Origin of the sequence: Arsukibacterium perlucidum DSM 18276 (assembly GCF_000382165.1) — a bacterium.
GTDB lineage: Bacteria > Pseudomonadota > Gammaproteobacteria > Enterobacterales > Alteromonadaceae > Alishewanella > Alishewanella perlucidum.
Genome location: NZ_KB907711.1, coordinates 23,347 through 48,441, shown reverse-complemented (window position 1 = coordinate 48,441; position 25,095 = coordinate 23,347). Strand labels below are relative to the sequence as shown.

Here is a 25,095-nt window from a genome sequence, read left to right as displayed (position 1 = left end):
ATTGCTTTGGAAAAAGTTGCAAGTGATATCCGGTTTTTCTCTTAGTAAATTGCTACAAACAAAATGTACTATTGCCATATACGCAGCAGGGCAGCCGGATGGCTCAGTTTGATTAATGCAGGCTTTTGCTAAAGAGGGCGGGACAACAGAAAATGTGCCGCGCCCGATATTGTTATTGGCAATGACAATACCGGCGCTGGCAGGGTGTAAAGGCTAATTACTCTGGGCTGGTGAACTCAAGTTTATGTAATTGCACATCAAATTGTTCGACATTATCTTCACCGCGCCATAAGCGTACCAGCATATAGTCGAGCTCGGGTGCTACCCAGGCGTAAACTTGCTTTTCCGGATCGTCCATTCTGGCGATCCGTAAGGTACGCACTGTGTCATAGGGCAGGGCCAGTGGTTCTTCCATTACCACTTTATAGTGATAAGTTTTACTATTGCCGTTACGGTTTAACACTTCATAAAAAAACTCAGTTTTACCGGCGCGCAAATCCAATACCAGTTGCTGATGGTAGCTCAGCGGATCCAGCCAGTTATCCTGCCAGCTGTCAGCCTTAAGCTCCCTTTTTTTGCCTACCAGCAATTGTTGCAGGGTTGGGTCTAAATGCAGTTCATAATGACGACTCGGGCCGGTGCCCTGACGTTTCATTATGTAGTTAAGGGGATGGATTTGGTTATTACTAACCAGAAATTCACTGGTTTCCTGGCGTTTGTCACTGAAAATAAGCCAGCTGATATCACTGCTGTAGCCCATTTTATAGCGATCATCACTGAATTTGAGGTAACGATTAGCCTCACCGTGCTTTTTGCCGGCACGGTAAACCAGGTATTCAGCATTAAATTGGCGAAACTGGGCAGCTGGATCAGCCGTTGTGGTAACAGGTTCGGTTTGAGCGTGAGTTATTCCGGAATAAGTAAGCAGGCTGGTCAACAGTAATGACGCCAGCAGGCGCCATTTAAGATTCATCCTCATCGTTTGCATATCCTTGTTCCGACAATAAATTATTATCTAACCATGCCTTATCGCCGCGTTGTTGTAAACGGTTTTGACAGAACCAGCGAATAACCAGTGGATATAACTGATGTTCCTGTTCGTGTACTCTGGCCGCGACTGTTTTGGCATCATCTCCGGGGAATACCGGTACCTTAGCTTGTAAAATAACCGGCCCACCATCAAGTTGCTCTGTGACAAAGTGCACGCTACAGCCATGTTCGCTGTCGCCGGCATCAATTGCCCGCTGATGGGTGTTTAATCCCTGGTACTTCGGCAGCAAAGACGGATGAATGTTCAATAATTTTCCGCTGTAGTGGCTGACAAAGCCGGCGGTAAGAATGCGCATAAAGCCTGCAAGCACCACCAGGTCTGGTTGGTAGCCGTCAATAAGCGTCATTAATTCTTTGTCGTATGCATCGCGGCTGGCAAAGTTCTTATGGCTCAGCGCATGGTTGGCAATGCCAGCTTCTGCTGCACGTTGTAAGCCATATACTGCCGTTTTATTGGAGATAACCGCGCTAACCCGGCCAGCGATAAAACCGCTGGCACAGGCATCTATTACTGCTTGCAGATTAGAACCATTTCCTGAAATCAGTACTACTATAGATTTCATCGATAGCCCTATTCGTTAATAATGACAAGTTGTTCACCGGCAGCGGCACTTTGAATTTCGCCAAGGTGCCAGGCTGTTTCGCCGGCAGCCTGTAAGCTGGCTAATGCCGGCTCTAATTGATCAGCAGGCACAACCAGTAGCATGCCGACACCACAGTTAAAGGTGCGGTACATTTCGTGACGACTGATATTACCTTGCTGCTGCAGCCAGTTGAAAATGGCCGGCCACTGCCAGCTGTTACCGTTGATCACCGCTTTGGTATCTGCAGGCAACACCCGCGGGATATTTTCCCAGAAACCGCCGCCGGTAATATGGCAAAGGGCATGCACTGGCATTTGCTTGATTAGCGCCAACAGGTTTTTGACATAAATACGGGTTGGTTCCAGTAAATGGTCTGCCAGGCTTTTACCTTCCAGCAGAGTATCTGCCGACTGACCGCTGACTTCCAGCACTTTACGGATCAATGAAAAACCATTGGAATGCGGCCCCGATGAGGCCAGCGCGATTAGCTGATCACCGGCTGTTACTTTACTACCGTCAATAATGTCAGCTTTTTCAACCACACCAACGCAAAAGCCCGCAATATCATAGTCGTCACCGTGGTACATGCCCGGCATTTCAGCAGTTTCGCCACCAACCAAAGCGCAACCTGACTGGACGCAACCTTCAGCAATGCCAGCTACCACTGCCGAGGCGGTATTAACGTCAAGCTTACCAGTCGCATAGTAATCAAGGAAAAACAACGGTTCGGCACCTTGCACGACTAAATCATTAACACACATAGCAACTAAGTCGATGCCAACGCCGTCGTGACGTTTTAAATCCATGGCCAGCCGCAACTTGGTACCGACACCATCTGTGCCAGATACCAGCACCGGCTCTTTATATCCTGCCGGAATTTGACATAAGGCGCCAAAACCCCCTAAGCCTCCCATGACTTCCGGACGGGTAGTGCGTTTTACCGCGCCTTTAATCCGTTCTACCAGGGCGTTGCCGGCATCTATATCAACTCCGGCGTCTTTGTAGCTTAAAGATGTGTTTTGCTCGCTCACGGCTTTCCTCGATTGGCTTAGTTGGTTGGCGGAATCGGCGCGTATTTTACCTGTATAAAGGCGCCGACAAAAGCATTACTGCATGACATTTGCAGCGGCTTGTTTTACATAGTTGGCGATACTAACCGTTTCGTCCTGAGTGATTTTATGGTAACAGACTGATGCAAATGGAAATTCTTTATCAGATAGCTGCACTGAAATGTAAGGTGCAGTCTCATCTGCAGTGTTGTTATGCCAGTTGCCGCCATAGTTTTTGATAAAAATCTCACCAACGTAAGCACCCAAAATGTTACTCAGGGTAAATATCAACTCAGCGGAATGGCTTTGCTGCTGCTCATGCTGATGTAACGCAACCAGTATCGCGTCAACCTTTTTCAGACTGACCAGGCTAAAATCGAGCTCAAGCTGATGTTGTTCTGCGACATAGGCCACCGCATCCCGGGCTGCGTCCTGCATCAGTTTGCTTATTTCATTAGTTTGCATAGAGATCCCTATTTAAAATGTTCAGCCAGAATTAATTGGCGTAATTGTTTGCTGCCGGGCCCCAATGTCTCTTCCTGTGGGGTTAACAGCGACATAGGTACAAGTCGCTCTGAACTATTATTAAGTTGGATCTGAACCAGCTTGCCATTGGCCAGTGCCTCGGCTGCAGCAAAATCCGGCAGCCAGCAGAAGCCCAGACCCAGTTGTAATATTTCAATGGCCTCAACGAAGTTGTCAACTGTCCAGCGTTGCTCGGCTTTTAACCAGCCGATATTTTCCAGAGGTTTTTGCGCGGTATCTCTGATCACGATCTGCAGATATTGGCTGAGCTGGTTTTGTTCCGGCAGTTGCAGACTGGCCAGCTCATGGTTCGCGCCTACCACCGGGATAAAACGGCTGACATACAAGGGTTCCCCCAGGTATCCTTTCGGAACCACACCTGCAATAACCAGATCAGCTTTTTTCTGGACAATAACTTCACTGGTGCCGGTTAATACGGTATCAATAATCTGCACCCGGCTACCGCGGCTTTGTGGATAAAATTTTTGCAGAGCGCGGTACAAGTATTGTTTCGGGTAGGCAAGCTCTACCGCAATCCGGATTTCCGGTTCCCAGCCTTGTTCTATATTGTCGGCCAACAGCTCGAGATCTTCAATTTGCTGGGTTAATACCCTTGAGCGGCGCAGCATTACTTCGCCTGCATCGGTAAGTTGGGCTTTGCGACCAATCACTTCCAGCAGTTCTACTCCTAATTGCGACTGCAATTTAGCCACGGCGTGATTGAGTGAAGACTGACTCTTATTTAATAAATCGGCTGCCTGAGCGTAGCCACCGGCATCGACAACTGCCTGTAAAATGCGCCATTGTTCCAGGGTTGAGCGAGGGCGATAGGGCATAGCGAACCGGATCCTGTATCTGTTTAAACAGTGGCTATAATCACAGCGCGCAGCGGCGCCGGATAACCTTCAATGGTTTTACTATGGTCAGTCGGGTCGAGAAAATCAATTAAACTTTCATTTTCCATCCACGGTGTCGCCCGTTGTTCTGCCAGGCTAGTTGTATTTAAATCAACAACTTTTGGGTTTTTAAAGCCAAGCCTGCTTAACCAGTGACACAACGCCCTGGTGCTCGGAATAAACCATACGTTGCGCATTTTGGCATAGCGCTCACCCGGCACTAAAACCTGCTGCTCATCTCCTTCAACCACCAGGGTTTCCAGGATCAGTTCACCACCCGGCCGTAGCTGTTGCTTTAATTGTTGCAAAAAATCAATTGGCGAGCGCCGATGATACAACACGCCCATTGAGAACACCGTATCAAACTGCGCCAGCGGTGGTAAATCGTCGATGCCAACCGGAATAAGATTAACATCCGGGTCCGGGTTAAAGTGTTTAATTGCCTGAAACTGACTGTAAAAAAGCTGCGACGGGTCAATACCAACCACAAATTGGGCACCGGCACCTCGCATTCGCCACAAGTGATAGCCACTGCCACAGCCAACATCCAGCACAGTGCGGCCGGCTAAAGGGCTGATATGCGGTAATACCCGGTCCCATTTGAAATCTGAGCGCCATTCGGTATCAACCCCGATGCCATGAATGTTAAAAGGGCCTTTGCGCCAGGGTTTCAGTTGCTGCAGTAAATAGCGGATCCGTTCTGCTTCGCCGGCGCTGATATCTGTTGCGTCGCCAAACTGCACTGCATTGGTCAGTTCAACGGTGCTGACATTGGTTGCGGGCAGGTTAGCAATTACTTTTTGCCATTGTTTAAAGTCACCGTGTAAGGCATGTTTCTGCCAGTCAGCTAACTGGGCCGGCAGTGTTTGCAACCAGTTATGCAGCTTGTTGGTGGCTAACTTAGCGTAAAAGGGGCTGAAATCGAGCATTGAATATCCCTGTATTTAGCCGCTGGCTTATTTAATTGCCAGCATTGAGCAAAAGTTAAAACACTGAAACCATAAGCTCTGCTCACTAAAGCCAGCCTGTTGCAACCGCTGCTGATGCTGTGCCAGCGTATCGGGCTTCATCACGTTTTCCAGGGCAGAACGTTTCTGGCTTATCTCCAGCTCGCTGTAGCCGTTGGCCCGTTTAAAATCAAGATGCAAATCAACCAGTAGTTCATTAGTGGTATTGCTGTGGGCAACAAACTTTTCCGATAATATCAGCACGCCGCCGGGCTTTAAGCCCTGGTAAATAGTGTTGATCAGGGTATCACGGTGCTCCGGTGCCAGAAATTGCAAGGTGAAGTTAATCACCACTACAGCGGCATTTTCAATGGCAATATCACGAATATCTGCCAGCTCCAGACTAACCGGGACCTCAGAGCGAAACGCCAGCAGATGCCGTTCACATCGTTCCAGCATCGCTTTGCTGTTATCTACGGCAATCAGCCTGGCACCGCTGACGCTGATATTACGGCGCATCGCCAGACTGGCGGTACCTAGCGAGCAACCTAAATCATAAAAATTGCTGTTGGCTTGCTGATAACGTGCGGTTAGTTTACCAATTGTCTGAATAATAGTCTGATAGCCCGGAATAGAGCGCTGAATCATATCTGGAAAAACTTCGGCAACCTGGTCATCAAACCGGAAGTCCTGGATCTGAGCTAACGGCTCGGCATAAATATGGTCTTTTTGCATAAACTTTACGTACCAGTGCTGCGCAGGAACGGGTTAAAAGCGCGGTAAAAATTAAGCGCCTAGTTTACCTGATTTGTTGCAAGCCGCCAAAAGCAAACTAGCTAGCCAGAACACAAAATAGTCAGAACATAAAGATGCTGATAATGATCCTTGCTTATCTTGACCAATGCGGACAGGAAGGGTACAACGATATGACACTAACTATCAGTCTAAACACATGATCAGACGTTTATTTTATACTGCTGCATTGCTGTTGTGTTTTATCACTGCTGCACAGGCAATGGCCAGCCCGGACAGACTGAGAGTTGCGCTAAGCAACGATACCTATCCTTATATGTTTGTTGATGAGCAAGGCCAGCCGAACGGCCTGATTGTTGACTACTGGCGTGAAATCGCCCGCCAGCAGCAATTTGAAATTGAATTTGTGATGGCTGAGTGGCCAGAAACCATGGCCCTGTTAGATGCCGGCGAGGTTGACCTGCATGGCGGCATGGCGTTTACCGAACAGCGCGCCAAAAATTACAACCTGCATAGCATAAATATTACGATCTACAGTAATGTGTTTGTGCACCGTGATTTGTTGCGGGTGGAATCACTGAAAGATTTAACTCCTTATGTCATAGGGGTGGTAGAAAACTCCAGTCATGTCCCTACGCTTGCCCGGCTATTACCCACAGTTCCTTTGCGCAAATTTCCGAATGTTACTCTGATGTACGATGCAGCGCTGGCCGGAGAACTGAAAGCCTTTGCCGGACTCGACCGTTTACCTCCGCGCTATGATTCCTATCAGAATTTGAACAATCAATTTCCGCTTTATAAAAAGCTGCCGTTAAAGGTCATTCAACTGGTATACGGCGTACCGTTAAACTCGCCGCTTAATGCCAGGTTAGCCCAATACTCTGCAGCAGTGTCTGTTGCTACCCTGAATGAGCTGGAACGCAAATGGCTCGGTTTCAGAGGCGCAAATGCTGACACCTTACTGCTCGGCTTGTCTGTATTAAATCAACCCTATATGCATGTTTCGTCACAGGGCGAAGCTACCGGCTTACTGGTTGACTTATGGCGTTTATGGTCCGAGAAAACCGGTACCAGTATCGCATTTGTGCCGGATAATTCAGATGATAGTCTGACTAATCTGGCGAATCAGCGGATCGATGCTCACATTGGTTTTCCTGCCCTTGCAAGCCTGAATCCGCAGTTGGCTAAGGCGTATCATTTATATAGTTTCAGTACCGCATTCTACAGGTTAAAAAACAGTGATTTACCGGTATTAGACAGCAAGTTCGCCGGCAACATCGGTATTTATAATAATGCCAGTTATCTGGCTGAGTTACAGCAGCAATATCCTGATGTAACGTTCCGACGTTATCCATCTCTGGAATCAATGACCCAGGCAACGTTAGATGGCGAGATAGAAGGCTTTTTCGGCTCAGAGGTGGTAGTAGACACTCGTCTGAATCAGCTTAACCTGGCAACTGATTTTGTGGTGGCACCGGCTAGCCGGATTTTTGCACCGCTTTATGCATTAACCCACGTTGATAACCCGGAACTGGCAGAACAAATCAGGCAGGGTTTTAACCAGATTTCGCTGGCAGAACTAATCAATATTGAAAAAAAATGGGTAAAGCTGGCCGAGCATAGCTACTTCGCCGACTTTAAAAATAAAATACCGCTGACAGCGACCCAGCGCTCGTGGCTGGAACAGCACAGCCCACTGCGGGTAGGTATTATCAGTAACTGGCCGCCGATGGAGTTTGTTGATGAAAATGGCAATGTTGCCGGTTTGACTAATGAAATTCTGCAAATTTTAGCAGAGCGGCTGGATATTGAGTTTGAGCTGAAGGTATATGATGATTTTGACAGTATTCTGAGCGAGCTGGAACAAAGAAAGCTGGATTTGGTAGCGAATGTATCGCCTAAAGCTGAACGCAATGCATATGCCCTGTTTACCGAGCCCTTCTGGACGGTGCAGTGGGCCTTGATCAGCCATATTAATAGTGAAAATATTTCAGTTGTAAAGCAGCTGAAAGGCAAAAGGGTTGCTGTTTTCCAGGATTATCAGCTGGCGCAGCATTATTTAACAGATTCAGTGCCTGAAGTTGAGGTTGTAACACTCACCGATTTAAATGATGGTATCCGCTTGCTACAAAATAATCGGGTCGATTTTGTGCTTGATTCGGTTGAAGCGGGGAGCCGGGCATTAAAACAATCAGGCGCCATAAATTTAAGGATGCAACTGATTGATGATTTACCTGACTACCCATCGCTGGTCGCGGTGCGCAGTGATTATCAGCCACTGGTCGATATTTTAAACAAAGGCTTGCGCAGCATTGGCGACACTGAGCGGGCGCAAATTTATAAGTATTGGTTTGATTTTGAAATTACCCAGGGCATAGACCGTAAACGACTGCTACAGATAGTCTGGCAAGTGGTGGCAGTAACTTTAGTGTTGTTAACTGCGTTTGTGATCTGGAATTTATTTTTACGCCGCGAAGTCGGCCTGCGCCGTAACGCCGAACATAAAATGCGTTATATGGCCACCCATGATGACCTTACCGGCTTAGCAAACCGTAATTTACTGAAAGAACGGATTGAGCAGGCAGTTGAGCAACACCGCAGTCAAAATGAAATATTAGCCGTGCTGTTTCTCGATCTTGATGGCTTTAAAGAAGTTAATGACCTGCATGGTCATGCTGCTGGTGATGAATTACTATTGAAATTTGCAGGCGTGCTGCAAGGATGCGTGCGCACCAGTGATACCGTGGCCCGGTTGGGTGGCGATGAATTTGTGGTGTTGCTAACGGCGTTATTGCACAGCGATGATGCGGCTATTGTCGCCGAGAAAATTCTGTATCAGTTAAGTCAGCCGCTACAACTGACATTTGGCGAAGTCCGGCTAGGTGCCAGTATTGGCATTGCTATTTTTCCACATGATGCCACCAGCAGTTCTGACCTGCTCAAACAAGCCGATAAACAAATGTACCTGGCGAAGCAGCAGGGTAAGAATGGTTACAGTTTTACCGAACGAGAGTTTTCGTGAACGGGCAGTGACATTAAGCGCTATTTCTATATAATTGACGGTCATTTTACAGCGGCTGACCAACGAGATAGAAGGAAGGGTTAATGCGTAGCCATTACTGCGGTTTTTTAAATGCCCAACATGCCGGGCAACAGGTTTCATTGTGTGGCTGGGTTAACCGGCGCCGGGATCTCGGTGGCGTTATTTTTATCGATTTGCGTGACCGTGAAGGTATGGTTCAGGTAATTTGTGACCCGGATCTGACTGAGTTGTTTGAGCTGGCCTATACCTTGCGTAACGAGTTTTGTATTCAGGTAACCGGTGAAGTGCGGTTACGGCCAGCATCACAAATTAACGCCGATATGGCCACCGGTGAAGTTGAAGTATATGCCAGTGGTTTAACTATTCTAAATAAAGCCGCGCCACTGCCGCTGGATTTTAACCACGACAACAGTGAAGAGCAGCGCCTTAAATACCGCTACCTGGATTTACGCCGGCCAGTAATGAGCGAGCGCCTGAAGTTTCGGGCCAGAGTAACCAGTTTTGTTCGTAATTTTATGGACAGTAATGGCTTTCTTGATGTTGAAACCCCGATTTTAACCAAAGCGACCCCGGAAGGCGCGCGTGATTATCTGGTGCCAAGCCGCACCCATAAAGGCCAGTTTTTTGCTTTGCCGCAATCCCCGCAGCTGTTTAAACAATTGCTGATGATGTCTGGCCTGGATCGCTACTATCAAATTGTAAAATGCTTCCGCGATGAAGATTTACGAGCCGACCGCCAGCCTGAATTTACCCAGATTGATATCGAAACGTCATTTATGAGTGCTGAGCAGGTAATGGCAGTGACCGAGCAAATGGTCCAGCAGTTGTTCCTGCAACAACTGGACGTTGACCTTGGTAAATTTCCGCAAATGACTTTCCATGAAGCGATGCGCTTATACGGCTCTGATAAACCTGATTTACGTAACCCGATGCAGTTTGTCGATATTGCAGACTTAGTAACAGACGTTGAGTTTAAAGTATTTTCCGGCCCGGCAAATGATCCGAAAGGCCGGGTAGTGGCGCTGAAAGTGCCGGCAGCTGCCGACAAGGTATCGCGTAAAGACATTGATAACTATACCAGTTTTGTTGGGATATATGGTGCCAGGGGCCTGGCCTGGATGAAGGTCAATGACCTTAGTGCCGGCATTGACGGCGTGCAATCGCCGGTTGCTAAGTTTTTAACGGCCGATATTATCAGCAGCATTCTCGAGCGCACCGCTGCAGCGAACGGCGACATGATTTTCTTTGGTGCTGACAGTTATAAAGTGGTGTGTGAAGCGATGGGTGCGTTACGCCTGAAACTGGGTGAAGATCTGGGGCTGACAGTACCCGGCTGGAAACCACTGTGGGTAGTCGACTTCCCGATGTTTGAAGAAAACGATGATGGCAGCCATACCGCGGTGCATCATCCGTTTACCTCGCCACTGGATACCGCTGCGTTTTTAGCCACACCAGTTGCTGAGCTTGACCATACTAATTTATTGTCTAATGCCTATGATATGGTGCTAAATGGTACTGAATTGGGGGGCGGTTCAGTGCGGATCCACAGCGCTGACGTTCAGGCTAAAGTCTTTAAATTGCTTGGCATCAGCGATGACGAAGCGGCGGAGAAGTTTGGTTTCTTGCTGGAAGCACTGAAGTTTGGCGCGCCACCACATGCCGGTTTGGCTTTTGGTTTAGATCGGCTGGTAATGCTGATGACCGGCGCTACCTCTATTCGTGACGTAATGGCGTTTCCTAAAACAGCTACTGCTGCTTGTCCGTTAACTGATGCGCCGGGTGAAGCTAACCCAACTCAGCTGGCAGAGCTAAGTATTCAGGTTGTCAGGAAGCAGTAATTCGTAGTCAGTTTTAAAGCTGCGACAACGCTCGTTACCATAATGAGTTGTCGCAGCATTTTGCCCTAAGCGAGGAGTTAAATATGGCCGGCCATAGTAAATGGGCGAACATGAAGCATCGTAAAGCCCGCCAGGATGCCAAAAAAAGTAAAATATTTACCAAAATCATTCGAGAGTTAACCGTCTCAGCCCGCAGCAATCCTGATATCAGCGCCAACCCGCGCTTGCGGCTGGCAGTAGACAAAGCCCTGTCTGAAAACATGACGCGTGACACCATCGACCGCGCAATTAAACGTGGTGCCGGTGCGACCGAAGGTGAAAATTACGAAGAGCTGGTGTATGAAGGCTACGGCCCGAATGGGGTCGCTATTATTGTTGAAACCATGACCGATAATAATAAAAGAACGGTTGCTGATGTGCGCAATGCTTTTAGCAAAAATGGAGGCAACCTGGGTACGTCGGGCTCGGTTTCGTACTTATTTGCCCGGCGTGGGGTGCTGTTGTTTGCCCCCGGGGTCGATGAAGACGCATTGTTGGATGCGGCGCTGGAAGCCGGGGCCGAAGATGTGCAAAACCATGAAGATGGCAGTATTGAGGTGTTCACCAGCCAGGAGCAATATAACGATATTAAAGACAGTTTAACGGCTGCTGGTTTTATTGCCGATGATGCCGAAATAGATATGATCCCGTCTATCCGGGCCCAGGTTGATGCCGATAATGTTGGCCGCTTTTTCAAGCTGATCGATATGCTGGAAGATTCAGACGATGTGCAGAATGTTTACCATAATGCTGAGATCAGTGATGAACTGCTTGGCGAGCATGGCTAACAGTGAATATTATTCTGGGAATTGACCCGGGCAGCCGCCTGACCGGCTATGGGGTGGTGCGCCAGCAAGGCAACAAATTTGTGTATCTGGCCAGTGGTTGTATTCGCCTGGGCACTGATGAGTTGCCAGAGCGGTTGTTGCGTATTTTTAATGGCATTTCTGAAATCATTACCCAAACCCAGCCCACCGTGTTTGCTATTGAACAGGTGTTTATGGCCCGTAACCCAGATTCAGCATTAAAGCTGGGGCAGGCCCGCGGCGCCGCTATCGTTGCCGCCAAACATGCCGGGCTGGAGGTCTTCGAATATTCAGCACGTCAGGTAAAACAGGCGGTAGTGGGCACCGGCGCAGCTGACAAAGCCCAGGTGCAGCATATGGTGCGCTCGTTGTTGCAGCTAAGTGCCAGCCCGCAGGCTGATGCGGCCGATGCGCTTGCAGTGGCCTTATGTCACGGGCATACTCAGCAAAGCTTAGTGGCATTAGCTGGCCAGGCCAGCAAAACGGTACGCCGCCGCTTGCGCTGAACCGACCGGGCCAGTTAATTCATCACCAACTAACAAGAAGAACAGCCTGATGATTGGACGTTTACAAGGTATTTTACTGGAAAAACAGGCACCGGATATTTTACTGGACGTGGCCGGCGTGGGCTATGAAGTGCAGTTGCCCCTGACCAGCTTTTACCAGCTGCCAGAGCCAGGCAGCCAGGCGACCATATACACACATTTCGTGGTGCGGGAAGATGCGCAGCTGCTGTATGGTTTTATTACCCGCACAGAACGCAGCTTGTTCCGGCAGCTGATTAAAGCTAATGGGGTAGGGCCGAAACTGGCACTGACTATTTTGTCCGGGATGACTGCCCAGCAATTTGTCCATTGTGTGCTGCATGATGACATCACCACCCTGGTAAAATTGCCGGGCGTTGGCAAAAAAACTGCCGAGCGCCTGGTAATTGAAATGCGCGATCGCCTGAAAGATTGGGGCACCGGCGCTACGCCGGTAACGGACAAACTGACACTGGCTGGTGAAGAGGCGATTTTTGCGCCGCCCGCCAGTGCAGAACAAGATGCATTAGGTGCTTTACTTGGCTTGGGTTACTCGCAGGCTCAGGCCAGCAAAGCAGTAAAATTAGTTAAACGCGCCGACATGAGCAGTGAACAACTGATCATGGCCGCCCTTAAAAGTATGATATAGCCAAGATGATTGAAGCTGATCGAATGATCCAGGGCAACGCGACCCGTGAAGATGAAGTAATAGACCGGGCTATCCGGCCAAAAAGTCTGGCCGACTATACCGGTCAGCAGCATGTTCGTGAGCAAATGGCTATTTTTATCGAGGCAGCCAGAGGCCGGGGCGATCCACTGGATCATCTGCTGATATTTGGCCCGCCGGGTCTTGGTAAAACTACCCTGGCGATGATAGTGGCTAACGAAATGGGGGTAAATATTAAAAGCACCTCCGGCCCGGTGTTGGAAAAAGCCGGTGATTTAGCAGCGCTGCTAACCAACCTTGAACAAAACGATGTGTTGTTTATTGATGAGATCCATCGCTTGAGCCCGGTTGTCGAAGAGATTTTGTATCCGGCAATGGAAGATTATCAGCTGGACATTATGATAGGCGAGGGGCCGGCTGCCCGCTCGATCAAGCTGGAGCTGCCGCCCTTTACCCTTATTGGCGCTACCACCCGCGCCGGGGCGTTAACCTCACCGCTGCGCGATCGCTTTGGCATAGTGCAGCGGCTGGAATTTTATAAGGTGGACGAGCTTAGCGATATTATTCAGCGTTCTGCGTTATACCTGAATTTGCAATTAGAAAAAGACGCAGCCACAGAAATAGCCAGACGCTCACGCGGTACGCCACGCATTGCTAACCGTTTGCTGCGCCGGGTACGGGATTACGCTCAGGTTAAATCTGACGGTACGGTATCAGTGGCAATTGCCGGCCAGGCTCTGCAAATGGTAGACGTTGACGCAGAGGGCTTTGATTATATGGATCGTAAACTTATCCTGGCCATTATTGATAAGTTTATGGGCGGCCCGGTCGGGCTGGATAATTTAGCAGCGGCGATTGGTGAAGAAAAAGAAACTATTGAAGATGTAATAGAGCCGTTTTTAATTCAGCAGGGCTTTATTCAGCGCACTCCCAGAGGCCGGATAGCCTCGCCCCGCGCTTATCAGCACTTCGGCTTCGACTTACCCAAATCAGAATGAATTATCGCATCGTATTCGCAAACTAGTTGGTGCTACAGCTAGGCGGCAAATTAAAGTGCCATACGAGCATAGTCGACTATGTGAGTGTGGGACTTTAATGCAGGCAACAACGCTGCAGTACCAGTTAGAACAGTATACCCTAACTACTTTACGCTGCAGGTAGGCGGCAAGTAAACGAATTCCCATGAGCATAGTTACCTATGCGATTGGTGATGAGAGAACGCAGCCAACACCGCTGCGGCTTAAAGTAGGACGGGTAGACAAAAAAAAGCCCGCTCAGGGAGCGGGCAAAGCAACAAGTTGAAGGAGTGCTTCATAAATCCAGGGAACATGTTTAAACAGCAGCAAAACTAACCTTAGCTATCAGTCATACTGCGCAGTGAACTTTACTAAACAGGGTAACGCTCTTACCTTGCCTTTGCGCTAGCTCAGAACACGGAGCGTATGTTAAAGAGTTCGAGTAATTACTTCAAACGAGAAAAATTAGAACTTAGGCATTAGAATAACTAATGTTACGCTGACTGGTGTTGTTGTTTAATTAAGCAGTTAGCTGGCGCTAATGTAAAGCGCGCCTTTATTCATCTGTGATTAAGTTTAAATGTGGATGATAGCTCGGATTACTTTTTATAGCTTTTTTATGGTTTCGGCATGGTTTAGGTAACGGTAGCAGTATCGACATCGCATACCTTGAAGTAAAACCACCAGATTTGCAGTTGATTGAACTTAAGGGAGGTATCAGAGTCTGCCTTCTGAACACAATGCAATAGCAGGCGTTAAATAAATATAGTTAGCTCCTGCAGCGGTTAGCCATTGAGTTTGGCAACCCGGCTAATTATCATACGCAGTAAATTAAGATGTGATTATAAATGTCTGAGAAAAGCTTCGAATTTCCAATACGAGTGTATTATGAAGATACAGATGCCGGCGGCATCGTTTATTACGCTAATTACCTGAAATTTTTTGAAAGAGCCCGCACCGAATGGTTACGGGCCCTGGGTATTGAGCAGGATATATTGTTGTCAAACAATATCGCCTTTGTTGTTACTCAGGTTTTAATGGATAACAAAAAAAGTGCGGGTTTTAATGAATTATTGACGGTATCGAGTCAAATCAGTACCTTAAAGTCAGCAAGTATGATTTTTTCCCAGCAAATTTATAATGCTTCGGCCCAGTTGGTTTGTCAGGCTGAAATTAAAGTTGCCTGTGTTGACAAGCAGGCCATGAAAGCCCGGCCAATGCCGGCCGAAATTGCAGAGGTGTTAACGCGTGTCAGGTGAAATTTCCATTCTTCATTTATTACTCGATGCCAGTATTGTGGTGCAGGCAGTGATGCTAATTCTGGTAGGTATGTCGGTTGCCTCCTGGAGTATGATTTTTAAACGGAAAAAAGTTTTGAAAGAAGCACTGGCCGATGCCAGGCGGTTTGAAGATAAATTCTGGTCCGGGATAGACTTATCGAAGCTATATGCCGAAGTCAGTGCCCGCCAGAGCAACATAGGTTTAGAGGCACTGTTCCGGGCGGGTTTCAAAGAATTCGCCAGGCTGCATAAAAGCAGCCGCCAGCAACCTGCGGCAATAATGGAAGGCGCACAGCGGGCGATGCGGGTTGGTTTATCACGCGAAGTAGAGCGGCTGGAAACCAATTTACCTTTTCTGGCGACAGTCGGTTCAATCAGCCCTTATATCGGTTTGTTTGGCACCGTCTGGGGCATTATGAATTCATTTATTGCATTGGGTGCGGTACAGCAAGCTACCCTGGCAATGGTGGCGCCGGGTATTGCCGAGGCGCTGATTGCTACTGCGATAGGCCTGTTTGCCGCTATACCGGCCGTTATTGCTTATAACAAGTTCTCGCATCAGGTTGAGTTGCTGGAAAGCAGTTATGCCAATTTTGTTGAAGAGTTTTCTAATATCCTGCATCGCCAGGCTGTTACCAGTACTGAGGCTGCCTGATGTACGTCCGGAAAAAACGGCGGATGATGGCCGAAATAAACGTGGTGCCATACATTGATGTTATGCTGGTGCTGTTGGTTATTTTCATGGTTACTACCCCGCTGATCACTCAGGGGGTGAAAGTAGATTTGCCAAAGTCGGCGGCTGAACCTATTGCCCAGATGACAGAAGGCAAAACTCCGTTAGTAGCTACCGTAGACAGTGATGGTTTGTATTACTTTGAGAAAGACGGTAACCAGCAAGGGCCTTTTACCTCAGCAGAGCTGCAGGTAGAAGTGGCGAGCTGGTTGACGATTGAACCGGGTACTCAGGTAATTGTTAAAGGTGATAAAGCGGTGAGTTATGAAGCCGTTATCCGCCTGATTAATGTTTTAAAAAATGCCGGCGCGCCGGCAGTGGGTTTAATGACTGATAATGAAGTTTGATAAGCTTAAACCAGCACTGACAACTCCGTTAGCAATGTCGGTGGCATTACATGTTGCCATTGTGCTGCTGTTGATATTTGGCGCCAACATCAGTTTTAAGCGCCAAACAGTTGAACTGTCGGTCAGCACTGAACAGGCGGTGGCAGCTAATCCTGCGCCGGTAGAGGCGGTCGCAATTGATCGCAAGCAGTTAGAGCAGCGCATTGCTGAAATTCAGAAGAACCGGGACGACGCTAAAAAAGCGGAAGAAGATCGGATTGCCGCCCTAGAGCGCAGAGCTAAGCAGGCGGAGCGCAACAGAGCCGCGGAAGAAGAGCGGTTAAAACGCGTTGCTGAGCAGAAACGCCAGGCAGATGAAGCCGCACGTAAGTCTAAGGCTGCAGCCGCTGAAGCACAAAAGCAGCAGCAGGCTGAAGCAGCAAAAGCTAAGCAGGCGGAAGAAGCTCGTAAAGCCCGCGAAGCCGAGCAGAAAAAAGCAGAGGCTGCTGCTAAAGCTGCCGAGGAAAAACGCAGACAGGCTGAAGAAGAGGCGGCTAAAGCTCAGGCAGAGCGGGAGCGCAAAGCTCGGGAAGCCCGAGAACAGGCAGAACGTGAACGGCAACTGCAGGAACAACTGGCTAAAGAAGCAGAATCGAGGCGCCAGGCCCGGGCTCAGCAAGCGGTTACGGAAGTGCAGCGCTACACGGCGATGATCCGTGATGCTATTCAGCGTAATTTATTAGTAGATGAAAACATGCGCGGTAAAACAGCCCGGATTAATATCAGGTTGGCAACCAGCGGTTTTGTGACAGACGTACGTTATGTCAGCGGTGACCGTCAGGTAGCAGACGCCGCCATTCGAGCAGTAAACCGGGCAGGAACCTTGCCGGTATCTACTGACCCTGATGTTTATAATCAACTGAAAGATATAACTTTAACGGTGGCACCAGAATTTTAATGATGACTAATTTACTTAAAAAAACCTTAATCCTGACAATTTTACTTTTCCCGGCACTGGCCCGGGCCTCTTTAGAAATTGTGATTACTGAAGGTATAGACTCTGCCAGGCCAGTGGCAATTTTACCTTTCAGTTTTAATGGCACCACCCGGCCAACCGAAAATCTGGCCGAGATTGTTGCTGCCGATTTGATGCGCAGTGGCAAGTTCAGTCCGCTTGCTAACATTAAAATGCCGCAGCGGCCGGCTAAAGTGAGTGAGATAAACTATGCGGCATGGGCGCGTGAAGGCGTTGAAGCCATTGTCATGGGGCAGATTAACGAGATTGGCATTGACCGTTATACCGTAAGTTTTGAGCTGATAGATGTACTTAAAGGCAACAGTGGCCCCAGTTCGCAAATGCTTAATGCCGGTAAACTGGTTACCAGCAACGAACACGTTCTGGATAGCCGGGAAACCACCATTAATGGCAGCCAGTTCCGCCAGTATGCCCATCGGATCAGCGACATTGTTTATGAAAAGCTTACCGGTGAACGTGGTGCCTTCTTAACTAAAATTGCTTATGTGCTGGTACGGCCCGATCATGAATTCCCTTACCAGCTGGTAGTAGCGGATTATGACGGTGTTAACGAACAAATATTGCTGCGTTCGAAAGAGCCGTTAATGTCGCCCAGCTGGTCACCAGATGGCACCAAGCTGGCCTATGTTACCTTTGAGCGGCGACAGGCCCAGATTTTTATCCAGGATATCTATAGTGGCCGGCGTACTGTAGTCAGTACTTTCCCGGGTATTAATGGTGCACCGGTGTGGTCACCAGATGGTGAAAGCCTGGCGCTGGTCTTGTCTAAAGACGGCAACCCTGAGATTTATACCTTAAATATCGCCAGCAAGGCGTTACGCCGGATCACTAATCAGCGGGCGATCGACACTGAGCCAAGTTGGTCTCCCGATGGTAAGGAGCTGGTGTTCAGTTCGGACAGAGGTGGCAATCCCCAGCTATATAGCGTAAATTTAGCCACAGGTACCACCAGACGGTTGACTTTTGAGGGTGAAATGAATCTGGCAGGCGCCTATAGTCCTGATGGCAGCACTATTGTTATGGTGAACCGGACTCAGGGGCAGTATCATATTGCGAAAATGGATCGGCAAAGCCGGTTTTTACAGGTACTGACCAAGACCAATCTGGATGAATCACCCAGTATTGCGCCAAATGGTTCAATGATTATATACAGCACTATGCACGGCTCGTCGCAGGTGTTGGCACTGGTTTCAATGGATGGACGCTTTAAAGCCCGACTGCCGGCGATAGATGGACAGGTTAAATCGCCAGCCTGGTCACCTTTTTTATAAAACAAAAACGTGGTTAACTTACTAAGGACAACAAAAATGAATTTAAACAAAGTGTTAAAGGCTTTATTAGTCGCAGTACCTGTGATGACATTAGCCGCCTGTAGCTCAACGTCATCAACTTCTGCTGACGATGCCCGCACCTCAGGAACTACTGAGCAGGTCACCGATACTGTACAAGTTGAAACTGCAGAGCCAGTAGTAAGCCCTGCTGAGCAAATGCGTCAGAAACTGGAAGCTCTGCGCCAGGAAAATACTATTTATTTCGATTTTGACCGGGCGACAGTTCGGCCGGAATTTGTTGAAGTATTAGAAGCTCATGGTACTTTTTTACGTGCTAACCCAAGCGTCCGTGTGACCATTGAAGGCCATTCAGACGAGCGCGGTACGCCAGAGTACAACATTGCCTTAGGTGAGCGTCGTGCCCAGGCCGTGGTATCTTATTTACAAAACCTGGGTGTGTCTGCAGGCCAGTTGTCTACCGTTAGTTACGGTGAAGAGAAGCCAGTCGACAGATCACGTACTGAAACAGGTTTTGCCAAAAACCGTCGCGCAGTACTGGTTTACTAATAGTTAATAACGAAAAAGAGTGATCATGACAGTAAATAAAACACTGTGGGTTGCTCTGTCCTTAGTGAGTAGCGGTGCCTGGGCTAACCCGGCACCGGTTACTGAGCTGGGCAGAAATATCACTACAAACCAGCAGGTTGCCAGCCAGAGTGCAGGTGCGCTGGAGCAACGTCTGGCAACATTAGAACGGGTAGTTGAAGCCCGGGCTCAGGGTCAGATCCGCATGCAGCAGCAATTAAGTTTATTGCTGGATGAAGTTAGTCAGCTGCGTGGCGTTACTGAAACCCACACTTATCAGCTGGATGAAATGCTGCAACGCCAACGTGATTTATATCAGGAAATTGATCGCAGGGTAGGTGCTTTACAAACCAGCACTGCAGCCCAGCCGGCCGTTACCAGCAACGTTAATAATGTGCCCACGGTTTCATATTCTTCAAATATGTCAGAGAACGATGCTTACGATAAAGCCGTTAATATGGTGTTGAAGGATCGGCGTTACGATGCTGCTATTCCCGAATTTGAAGCCTTTTTGCAAAACTACCCCAACTCAGGTTATGCGCCAAATGCCCATTACTGGCTGGGTCAGCTATTGTTTAATAACAATGAACTGGCGAAGGCGAAAACTCACTTTGAACGGGTTGTTGCTAATTTTGGTACATCTAACAAGGTGCCCGATGCCCTGTTAAAGCTGGGCCAGGTTGCAGAGCGGGAAAATAATAAAGATGCTGCGCTGCGATTTTACCGGCAATTAACCAACGAGCATGCTTCGGCAACGTCTGCCAGGCTGGCGCAGGACCGCATAGACGCACTTAAGTAAACCTAGCAAGCCAACCTTGAGGTTGGCTTTGTCGTTTCATATCGCTGGCTTTTTGTGCAGTCAGGCCAGGATGAAGGCCTTTTTAACAATTTTCAGTTGCACTGGCGCCGTAAATCAGTAAGATATGCGTCCGCGGTAAGGGTCGTTAGCTCAGTTGGTAGAGCAGTTGACTTTTAATCAATTGGTCGCTGGTTCGAATCCAGCACGACCCACCAAACCGCACAAACAAGTACACCGAAGTGGGTCGTTAGCTCAGTTGGTAGAGCAGTTGACTTTTAATCAATTGGTCGCTGGTTCGAATCCAGCACGACCCACCAAACACCAAACACCAACGCCATCCCTTAACTACTGTTCTTGCCGGCCCGGCGGGTGTATAATACGCGCCTTTTTACGCTACCGGTCAGGTGTTATGACGCAGTCGATGTACTTTAGTGAGCAGGATTTCAGATTTCCCAGAAAGCCTGTAGCCCTGTCTACAGATGAAAAACTCGCATACAAAACCCGGATTAAAACCTTGCTGCAGCAAAAGAATGCGGTACTGGTTGCCCATTACTATACCGATCCGGAAATTCAGGCGTTGGCCGAGGAAACCGGTGGTTGCGTGTCAGACTCTTTAGAAATGGCCCGTTTTGGTAACGAACACCCGGCAGAGACGTTAATCGTAGCCGGCGTTAAGTTTATGGGCGAAACCGCAAAAATTCTGACCCCGAATAAAACCGTATTAATGCCAACGCTGGAAGCCACTTGTTCACTGGATTTAGGCTGCCCGGCAGAACCGTTCTCGGCCTTTTGCGATGCCCACCCTGATCGGGTTGTGGTGGTATACGCCAATACCTCAGCCGCCGTTAAAGCCCGCGCTGACTGGGTAGTTACTTCGTCGATTGCGCTGGATGTGGTCGATTATCTGGATAGCCAGGGTAAAAAAATTCTGTGGGGCCCCGATAAGCACCTCGGCGCTTATGTCCAAAAACAAACCGGTGCTGACATGCTGCTGTGGGACGCTGCCTGTATTGTCCACGACGAATTTAAAGCCAGTGCGCTGATTGAGCTGAAAAAGCAGTACCCGGAAGCGGCAGTGCTGGTACACCCGGAATCACCCGACAGCGTAGTGCAACTGGCCGATGCGGTGGGCTCTACCAGTCAGCTGATTAAAGCCAGCCAAACCTTACCGAACAGCACCTTTATTGTCGCCACCGACAAAGGCATTTTTTATAAAATGCAGCAGCAGATGCCGGACCGCACCTTTATCGAAGCCCCAACCGGCGGTAACGGCGCCACCTGCCGCAGCTGCGCTCATTGCCCCTGGATGGCAATGAACGGCTTAAAAGCGATTGAGGCGGCGTTAACCGACACTACCGGCCATGAGATCTTTGTAGATAGCGCCTTGCGCGAAAAAGCCTTAGTGCCGCTGAACCGGATGCTGAACTTCGCCAAAGAGCTTAAAATGCAGGTAAAAGGCAACGCTTAAGCGAAAACGGGCCCTGACTGCTTAAAAAGCAGCCATAAACAAAGGCCTTATGTATATAACAGTTGCAGCGCGCGGTGAATTTCCCTAGTATAGCCGCGCTTGCAACGCAAGTTCCGGAGAGATGGCTGAGTGGCTGAAGGCGCACGCCTGGAAAGTGTGTTTAGGTTAACCCCTAACGAGGGTTCGAATCCCTCTCTCTCCGCCAATACCATAACCCTATGATTTTACTGGACTTATCCACGTGGCATCATGGGGTTTTTCTTTTTGCCACATAGCTTATCCACTAAACCGGAGGCTGTGCATGCGCGCTCAACATACTTATCTTTATCGTGTTAAAGGCTCAAAAAGCTTTTATTTTCGTATCCGCGGGACCTTTTTAGAAAAAATCTGCCATCATCCCGTGGGCAGCGAACACTTTGTCGCGTCGCTCAGAACAGAGCACATGGATGAGGCTCTCTGGCTGTCAAAATTTATTAAACGCAAACTAATACAGGAGTTGACTATGTTTGCAGAACGCACTTTTACTCAAAAAATTCGGATCACAACTATTCAGGCTAATGCCATAGCAGATCTTGCTAGAATGTTTAATCCACAAGAAGAGGAGCTGAAGCTTAAGCTCAAAGCTTTTTTGAAAGAAAGCTTTTCAAAATGGTTGGTTACAGGGAAAACAATGTTTCAGTTAGGTGCTATTGAACCTGCACAGCTTTCATCTCTGCGTACAGTCCCAGATGCAACAATCAAAGAATGCTTTGAGTCGGGCTCCGTGACAGAGAAGCATCCCTCTATTCACTCAACAACACTTAAAGTTTTTGAACATTCAGCCAAGACCCTCGGCTCCGAATTAAACCCATGGAGAGAAGAGGCGTTAATGTCAAACAGGCTTATTGCCGAACTACAAAAACTGCATCGGCAGCATGAAAATTATGAGCCGGGGATGATATCAGAGTCACCTGAATTCGAATTTCGGGAAGGTATGGAGTTTCTGCAATTAATATCAACGTTACGCGACTTTACGGCATTTTTTAGACGGTCTGAGAGAACGGCTACGATTAAACGTGATAAGCATCTACAGCTAGCTGTGTGTATCGATAACTTCTGCACGAGTAAATTTGCAGAAGTGGGCCTGAGCGCGCAATCTCAATATAAGAAATCGTTTGAGGTTTTACAAAATGTCCTGGGATCTACTTTTTTAGTCTCAGAATTAGATCGTCAGGCGGCGATGTCAGTTAAAAACCACATCATCGGCCTACCATCTGGTCGCACAGTCCGAGGCAAGGCCAAGACTTTAAGTGTAAAATCCGTTAACAAGTATTTAACCAACTGCTTCACGCTTTGCGAATGGCTGATGGACTCAATGCAGCTGATTACAGCAAATCCCTTTGCAGGTATGCAGTTATCTCTGAAATCGGAAAAGCATCAACTTAAACGGCGAAAATTCAAACCTACTGAGATCGCAGCCATCTTAGACTATAAACCCTCTGATAGCAGGGAGGCATCTGAATTTCGGCAAGCAGCATATTGGCTTCCAAAAATAGCACTTTACTCTGGTATGAGGCTAAATGAATCCGCCGGCCTTAAAGTGCGTGATATCAAACAAATTGATGACATCTGGGTTTTCGATTTAGGGGAACATCAGCTTAAAAATGAGCGTTCCAGACGCTTAGTGCCAGTACATAGTAAGCTGGTTGAGCGTGGACTGCTCGAATTGATTCAAACACACAGGGATAATGGCGAATTGATGCTTTTTCCTGAGCTACAGACCGATAAAAAGCTGATAGGACGCGATGGTTTGGGTGTGCCTGTCAGCAAATGGCTAAATCGTACCGTATTCAGGAAAATTTGTATTGATAAAAATTACGAAAGAGATCTGGGTTTGTTGGTTGATTTTCATAGTGCGCGAACTACTGTAATTAGTCATTTTAAACATCGCGGTGTGAACGCGTATGTTGTAAAAGCGCTTTTAGGACACGTTGATGATGATATTACGTTTGGTGGTTACGGTGCAGATGAGAGTGTTAGTCTGCCGGTCTTAAAAGACGTGATCGAGCTTTTGGATTACTGACTGTCGCCGAACAACTGACACTTATCGAGTGAGCGGATAGGTTTTAACCCACTAAAACCTATCTCCCCTACTGGGGGAGATAAGTCGCTTCGCGGTGGGATTTGCTGATGCAAATAAAGATAACCGCCACAATAAAACCAAGCAAATATAAAGTGATAAAAAACATACACTTAAGAGTAGTTTTGTCATTTTTTGTGATATAATCAATGTCAACAAGCCAAGGAGTGTTGACATGAAGATAAGAGCTGAATTAAGAAACCCGACACCGCAGATCTGTAAGTCCATTTCTGATTTAATTCAGCCGGTCATTTGTGCGTCTGAGAAGGTATTAGATGATTTTGAGGATACTGTGACGACAGACCGCCGTTATGGAAATTACTCAAGGGATGACATCAAATGGCTGAAATTACTAACTAAGTACATTCAGACAGAAAGTGGTTTAAACCGGTTAGCGACAATGAATTGGGAACTCACTGCTGAAAAACTGTCCAATGTTTTAAGTGCAACCTTTCGAAACAAGAAAGAAGAAGAGCTTGTTCGGAATGCTATTAATCTTGTCGTGACTGAACACCAGGCTACGCCAAATCCAGATATAGATTCATCATCTGATTCAGCAACGAACTTCGAGGAACTAGCTATTAAACTCAATATTTATGCACTTTGCGACTTATGTGAGGCTGGTTGCAGAACGATGACCAACGGTCAGTCTGGCTTTCACTGCAAGGAGATGATCAGTAAACATCCAGTACAAGAGTGTGGGGATTTTAAGCGTCGTAATATTGCGTAAGGAAAAGATGAGTGAAAAACTTTGCAGCGGTTCGCACTGAGTATTACAAATATGACAAAGCCGTTGCATTGCTTGATCACGTTGGAATCAGGCGCAATGGTTTTACAAGATCAGCCAATGTGGTTCGTCCGGATCTTTCACATCACAATGTTCAACATATCTACCAGGGTGCTGAAACGGCTCTTGATGCATTGAATGTTGTTATTGAACGGCATACTAAGTTAAAAAAAAAAAGGCCACGCAGCGATTTTAACATGCTTTTTGAGCATGTAATCATTTTGTCTGAAGAGCATTTTTCTTCGCTTGAAAATAAACATGGCCAAAACAATGTTGCAAAGGGCATTTTAAATAAGCTCCGTAAATATGCTGAAAAAATCCAGGACGAGTTTGGTTTTGAACCGCTCGGAATATCACTTCATCTTGATGAAGGAAAATATGAATACAAATTTTCACCCAATGGCGTAAAGAAAAAATTCATTAGAAATACACACGCGCACATTGATTTCTACAACTACGATTTTAAAAAAAATGTTTCTCCGTTGCGGCACCTGATGGTTAAGGGTTTGGATGAAAACAACAAAACTAATGAGTTGAATCCAAACTTTGTTCGAATGCAAGATATTTCAGGAGAGATTTTAAGCGGTGCTGGCTTTCGTCGTGGCGTTTCTAAATTAGTTACAGGTAGGAAACATCTACGAAAAGAGTTGTTTGTTTTGCAAAAATTAGCTGAAAACACTGAGGCTATAAAACTTTCAGAGCAACAACTAGCGGATCTACAACTAAGCTCAAAACGGCTCGATCGCGATATTCAACAAAAGATCAATCAGGTCGAAGAGTTAGCAGAGGTTATGAACGATTATAAATCTAAAATTAATGATCTCAGTAAGGTAGTAGAGCAGCTGACAAAACGTGCTTATTCACTCACGAAGAATCAGCTTAAGAAGATGGCATCGTTTTTTAATCCAAATAACAGCAGACAGCGGCCACCATCGCCCTAATTACTTGCAAGCC

The 25,095-nt window shown here is 47.6% G+C and carries 24 protein-coding genes and 3 tRNA genes; 20 read left to right on the top strand and 7 right to left on the bottom strand.

What is annotated here, in order from left to right:
- Positions 1–217: 217 nt before the first annotated feature.
- From H141_RS0109800 to cmoA, 7 genes are all read right to left on the bottom strand, one after another.
- Complete coding sequence (locus H141_RS0109800; RefSeq protein WP_240473115.1) at positions 218–979, bottom strand: DUF3108 domain-containing protein; 762 nt, start codon at positions 977–979, stop codon at positions 218–220.
- Entirely contained in the window at positions 963–1,613 is a 651-nt protein-coding gene (gene purN, locus H141_RS0109795; protein ID WP_019676084.1) for a phosphoribosylglycinamide formyltransferase, read from the bottom strand. Before purN ends, H141_RS0109800 begins: the two co-directional genes overlap by 17 nt.
- A gap of 8 nt (positions 1,614–1,621) precedes the next feature.
- The gene (purM, locus tag H141_RS0109790; protein ID WP_019676083.1) at positions 1,622–2,665 is read right to left on the bottom strand and encodes a phosphoribosylformylglycinamidine cyclo-ligase; all 1,044 of its coding nucleotides are present in this window, start codon (positions 2,663–2,665) and stop codon (positions 1,622–1,624) included.
- A 75-nt stretch (positions 2,666–2,740) separates the two neighbouring features.
- Positions 2,741–3,148, bottom strand: coding sequence for a hypothetical protein (locus H141_RS0109785; RefSeq protein ID WP_019676082.1), 408 nt, complete (start codon positions 3,146–3,148; stop codon positions 2,741–2,743).
- A gap of 8 nt (positions 3,149–3,156) precedes the next feature.
- On the bottom strand, positions 3,157–4,044 hold the full coding sequence (locus tag H141_RS0109780; protein ID WP_019676081.1) for a LysR family transcriptional regulator: 888 nt from the start codon (positions 4,042–4,044) through the stop codon (positions 3,157–3,159).
- A gap of 23 nt (positions 4,045–4,067) precedes the next feature.
- On the bottom strand, positions 4,068–5,033 hold the full coding sequence (gene cmoB, locus H141_RS0109775) for a tRNA 5-methoxyuridine(34)/uridine 5-oxyacetic acid(34) synthase CmoB (protein ID WP_019676080.1): 966 nt from the start codon (positions 5,031–5,033) through the stop codon (positions 4,068–4,070).
- 27 nt (positions 5,034–5,060) lie between these two features.
- On the bottom strand, positions 5,061–5,786 hold the full coding sequence (cmoA, locus tag H141_RS0109770) for a carboxy-S-adenosyl-L-methionine synthase CmoA (RefSeq protein ID WP_019676079.1): 726 nt from the start codon (positions 5,784–5,786) through the stop codon (positions 5,061–5,063).
- Between the two features lie 217 nt (positions 5,787–6,003).
- Between cmoA and H141_RS0109765 the strand changes: the two genes are divergently transcribed.
- The 20 genes from H141_RS0109765 to H141_RS0109670 all read left to right on the top strand — a co-directional run bounded on the left by H141_RS0109765 (position 6,004) and on the right by H141_RS0109670 (position 25,082).
- Positions 6,004–8,826, top strand: coding sequence for a transporter substrate-binding domain-containing protein (locus H141_RS0109765; protein ID WP_019676078.1), 2,823 nt, complete (start codon positions 6,004–6,006; stop codon positions 8,824–8,826).
- Between the two features lie 83 nt (positions 8,827–8,909).
- A complete protein-coding gene (gene aspS / locus H141_RS0109760) occupies positions 8,910–10,685 on the top strand; it encodes an aspartate--tRNA ligase (protein WP_019676077.1) in 1,776 nt (591 codons plus the stop codon).
- Between the two features lie 83 nt (positions 10,686–10,768).
- On the top strand, positions 10,769–11,512 hold the full coding sequence (locus tag H141_RS0109755) for a YebC/PmpR family DNA-binding transcriptional regulator (RefSeq protein WP_019676076.1): 744 nt from the start codon (positions 10,769–10,771) through the stop codon (positions 11,510–11,512).
- Positions 11,513–11,514: 2 nt separating this feature from the next.
- The gene (gene ruvC, locus H141_RS0109750) at positions 11,515–12,036 is read left to right on the top strand and encodes a crossover junction endodeoxyribonuclease RuvC (protein WP_019676075.1); all 522 of its coding nucleotides are present in this window, start codon (positions 11,515–11,517) and stop codon (positions 12,034–12,036) included.
- A 49-nt stretch (positions 12,037–12,085) separates the two neighbouring features.
- Positions 12,086–12,703: a Holliday junction branch migration protein RuvA gene (ruvA, locus tag H141_RS0109745; RefSeq protein ID WP_019676074.1), complete on the top strand. Its 618-nt coding sequence runs from the start codon at positions 12,086–12,088 to the stop codon at positions 12,701–12,703.
- Positions 12,704–12,708: 5 nt separating this feature from the next.
- A complete protein-coding gene (gene ruvB / locus H141_RS0109740; RefSeq protein ID WP_026349365.1) occupies positions 12,709–13,719 on the top strand; it encodes a Holliday junction branch migration DNA helicase RuvB in 1,011 nt (336 codons plus the stop codon).
- Positions 13,720–14,585: 866 nt separating this feature from the next.
- Positions 14,586–14,996 (top strand): tol-pal system-associated acyl-CoA thioesterase, encoded by a 411-nt coding sequence (gene ybgC / locus H141_RS0109735; protein WP_033425459.1) that lies wholly within the window; start codon positions 14,586–14,588, stop codon positions 14,994–14,996.
- A complete protein-coding gene (gene tolQ / locus H141_RS0109730) occupies positions 14,986–15,672 on the top strand; it encodes a protein TolQ (RefSeq protein WP_019676071.1) in 687 nt (228 codons plus the stop codon). The genes ybgC and tolQ overlap by 11 nt, the downstream gene beginning before the upstream one ends.
- Positions 15,672–16,097, top strand: coding sequence for a protein TolR (gene tolR, locus H141_RS0109725; RefSeq protein WP_019676070.1), 426 nt, complete (start codon positions 15,672–15,674; stop codon positions 16,095–16,097). The genes tolQ and tolR overlap by 1 nt, the downstream gene beginning before the upstream one ends.
- Entirely contained in the window at positions 16,087–17,034 is a 948-nt protein-coding gene (tolA, locus tag H141_RS0109720; RefSeq protein ID WP_019676069.1) for a cell envelope integrity protein TolA, read from the top strand. The genes tolR and tolA overlap by 11 nt, the downstream gene beginning before the upstream one ends.
- Positions 17,034–18,383 (top strand): Tol-Pal system beta propeller repeat protein TolB, encoded by a 1,350-nt coding sequence (tolB, locus tag H141_RS0109715; protein WP_019676068.1) that lies wholly within the window; start codon positions 17,034–17,036, stop codon positions 18,381–18,383. The genes tolA and tolB overlap by 1 nt, the downstream gene beginning before the upstream one ends.
- Positions 18,384–18,419: 36 nt before the next feature.
- The gene (pal, locus tag H141_RS0109710) at positions 18,420–18,950 is read left to right on the top strand and encodes a peptidoglycan-associated lipoprotein Pal (RefSeq protein ID WP_019676067.1); all 531 of its coding nucleotides are present in this window, start codon (positions 18,420–18,422) and stop codon (positions 18,948–18,950) included.
- 25 nt (positions 18,951–18,975) lie between these two features.
- A complete protein-coding gene (gene ybgF / locus H141_RS0109705) occupies positions 18,976–19,767 on the top strand; it encodes a tol-pal system protein YbgF (protein ID WP_019676066.1) in 792 nt (263 codons plus the stop codon).
- 139 nt (positions 19,768–19,906) lie between these two features.
- A tRNA-Lys gene (locus tag H141_RS0109700) sits at positions 19,907–19,982 on the top strand.
- Positions 19,983–20,008: 26 nt separating this feature from the next.
- Positions 20,009–20,084, top strand: a tRNA-Lys gene (locus H141_RS0109695).
- A gap of 92 nt (positions 20,085–20,176) precedes the next feature.
- A complete protein-coding gene (nadA, locus tag H141_RS0109690; protein ID WP_026349363.1) occupies positions 20,177–21,235 on the top strand; it encodes a quinolinate synthase NadA in 1,059 nt (352 codons plus the stop codon).
- A gap of 115 nt (positions 21,236–21,350) precedes the next feature.
- A tRNA-Ser gene (locus H141_RS0109685) sits at positions 21,351–21,440 on the top strand.
- Positions 21,441–21,536: 96 nt separating this feature from the next.
- On the top strand, positions 21,537–23,297 hold the full coding sequence (locus tag H141_RS0109680) for a site-specific integrase (protein ID WP_019676064.1): 1,761 nt from the start codon (positions 21,537–21,539) through the stop codon (positions 23,295–23,297).
- Between the two features lie 232 nt (positions 23,298–23,529).
- Complete coding sequence (locus tag H141_RS0109675; RefSeq protein ID WP_019676063.1) at positions 23,530–24,084, top strand: hypothetical protein; 555 nt, start codon at positions 23,530–23,532, stop codon at positions 24,082–24,084.
- 11 nt (positions 24,085–24,095) lie between these two features.
- Positions 24,096–25,082: a plasmid recombination protein gene (locus H141_RS0109670; RefSeq protein WP_019676062.1), complete on the top strand. Its 987-nt coding sequence runs from the start codon at positions 24,096–24,098 to the stop codon at positions 25,080–25,082.
- Positions 25,083–25,095 lie beyond the last annotated feature (13 nt).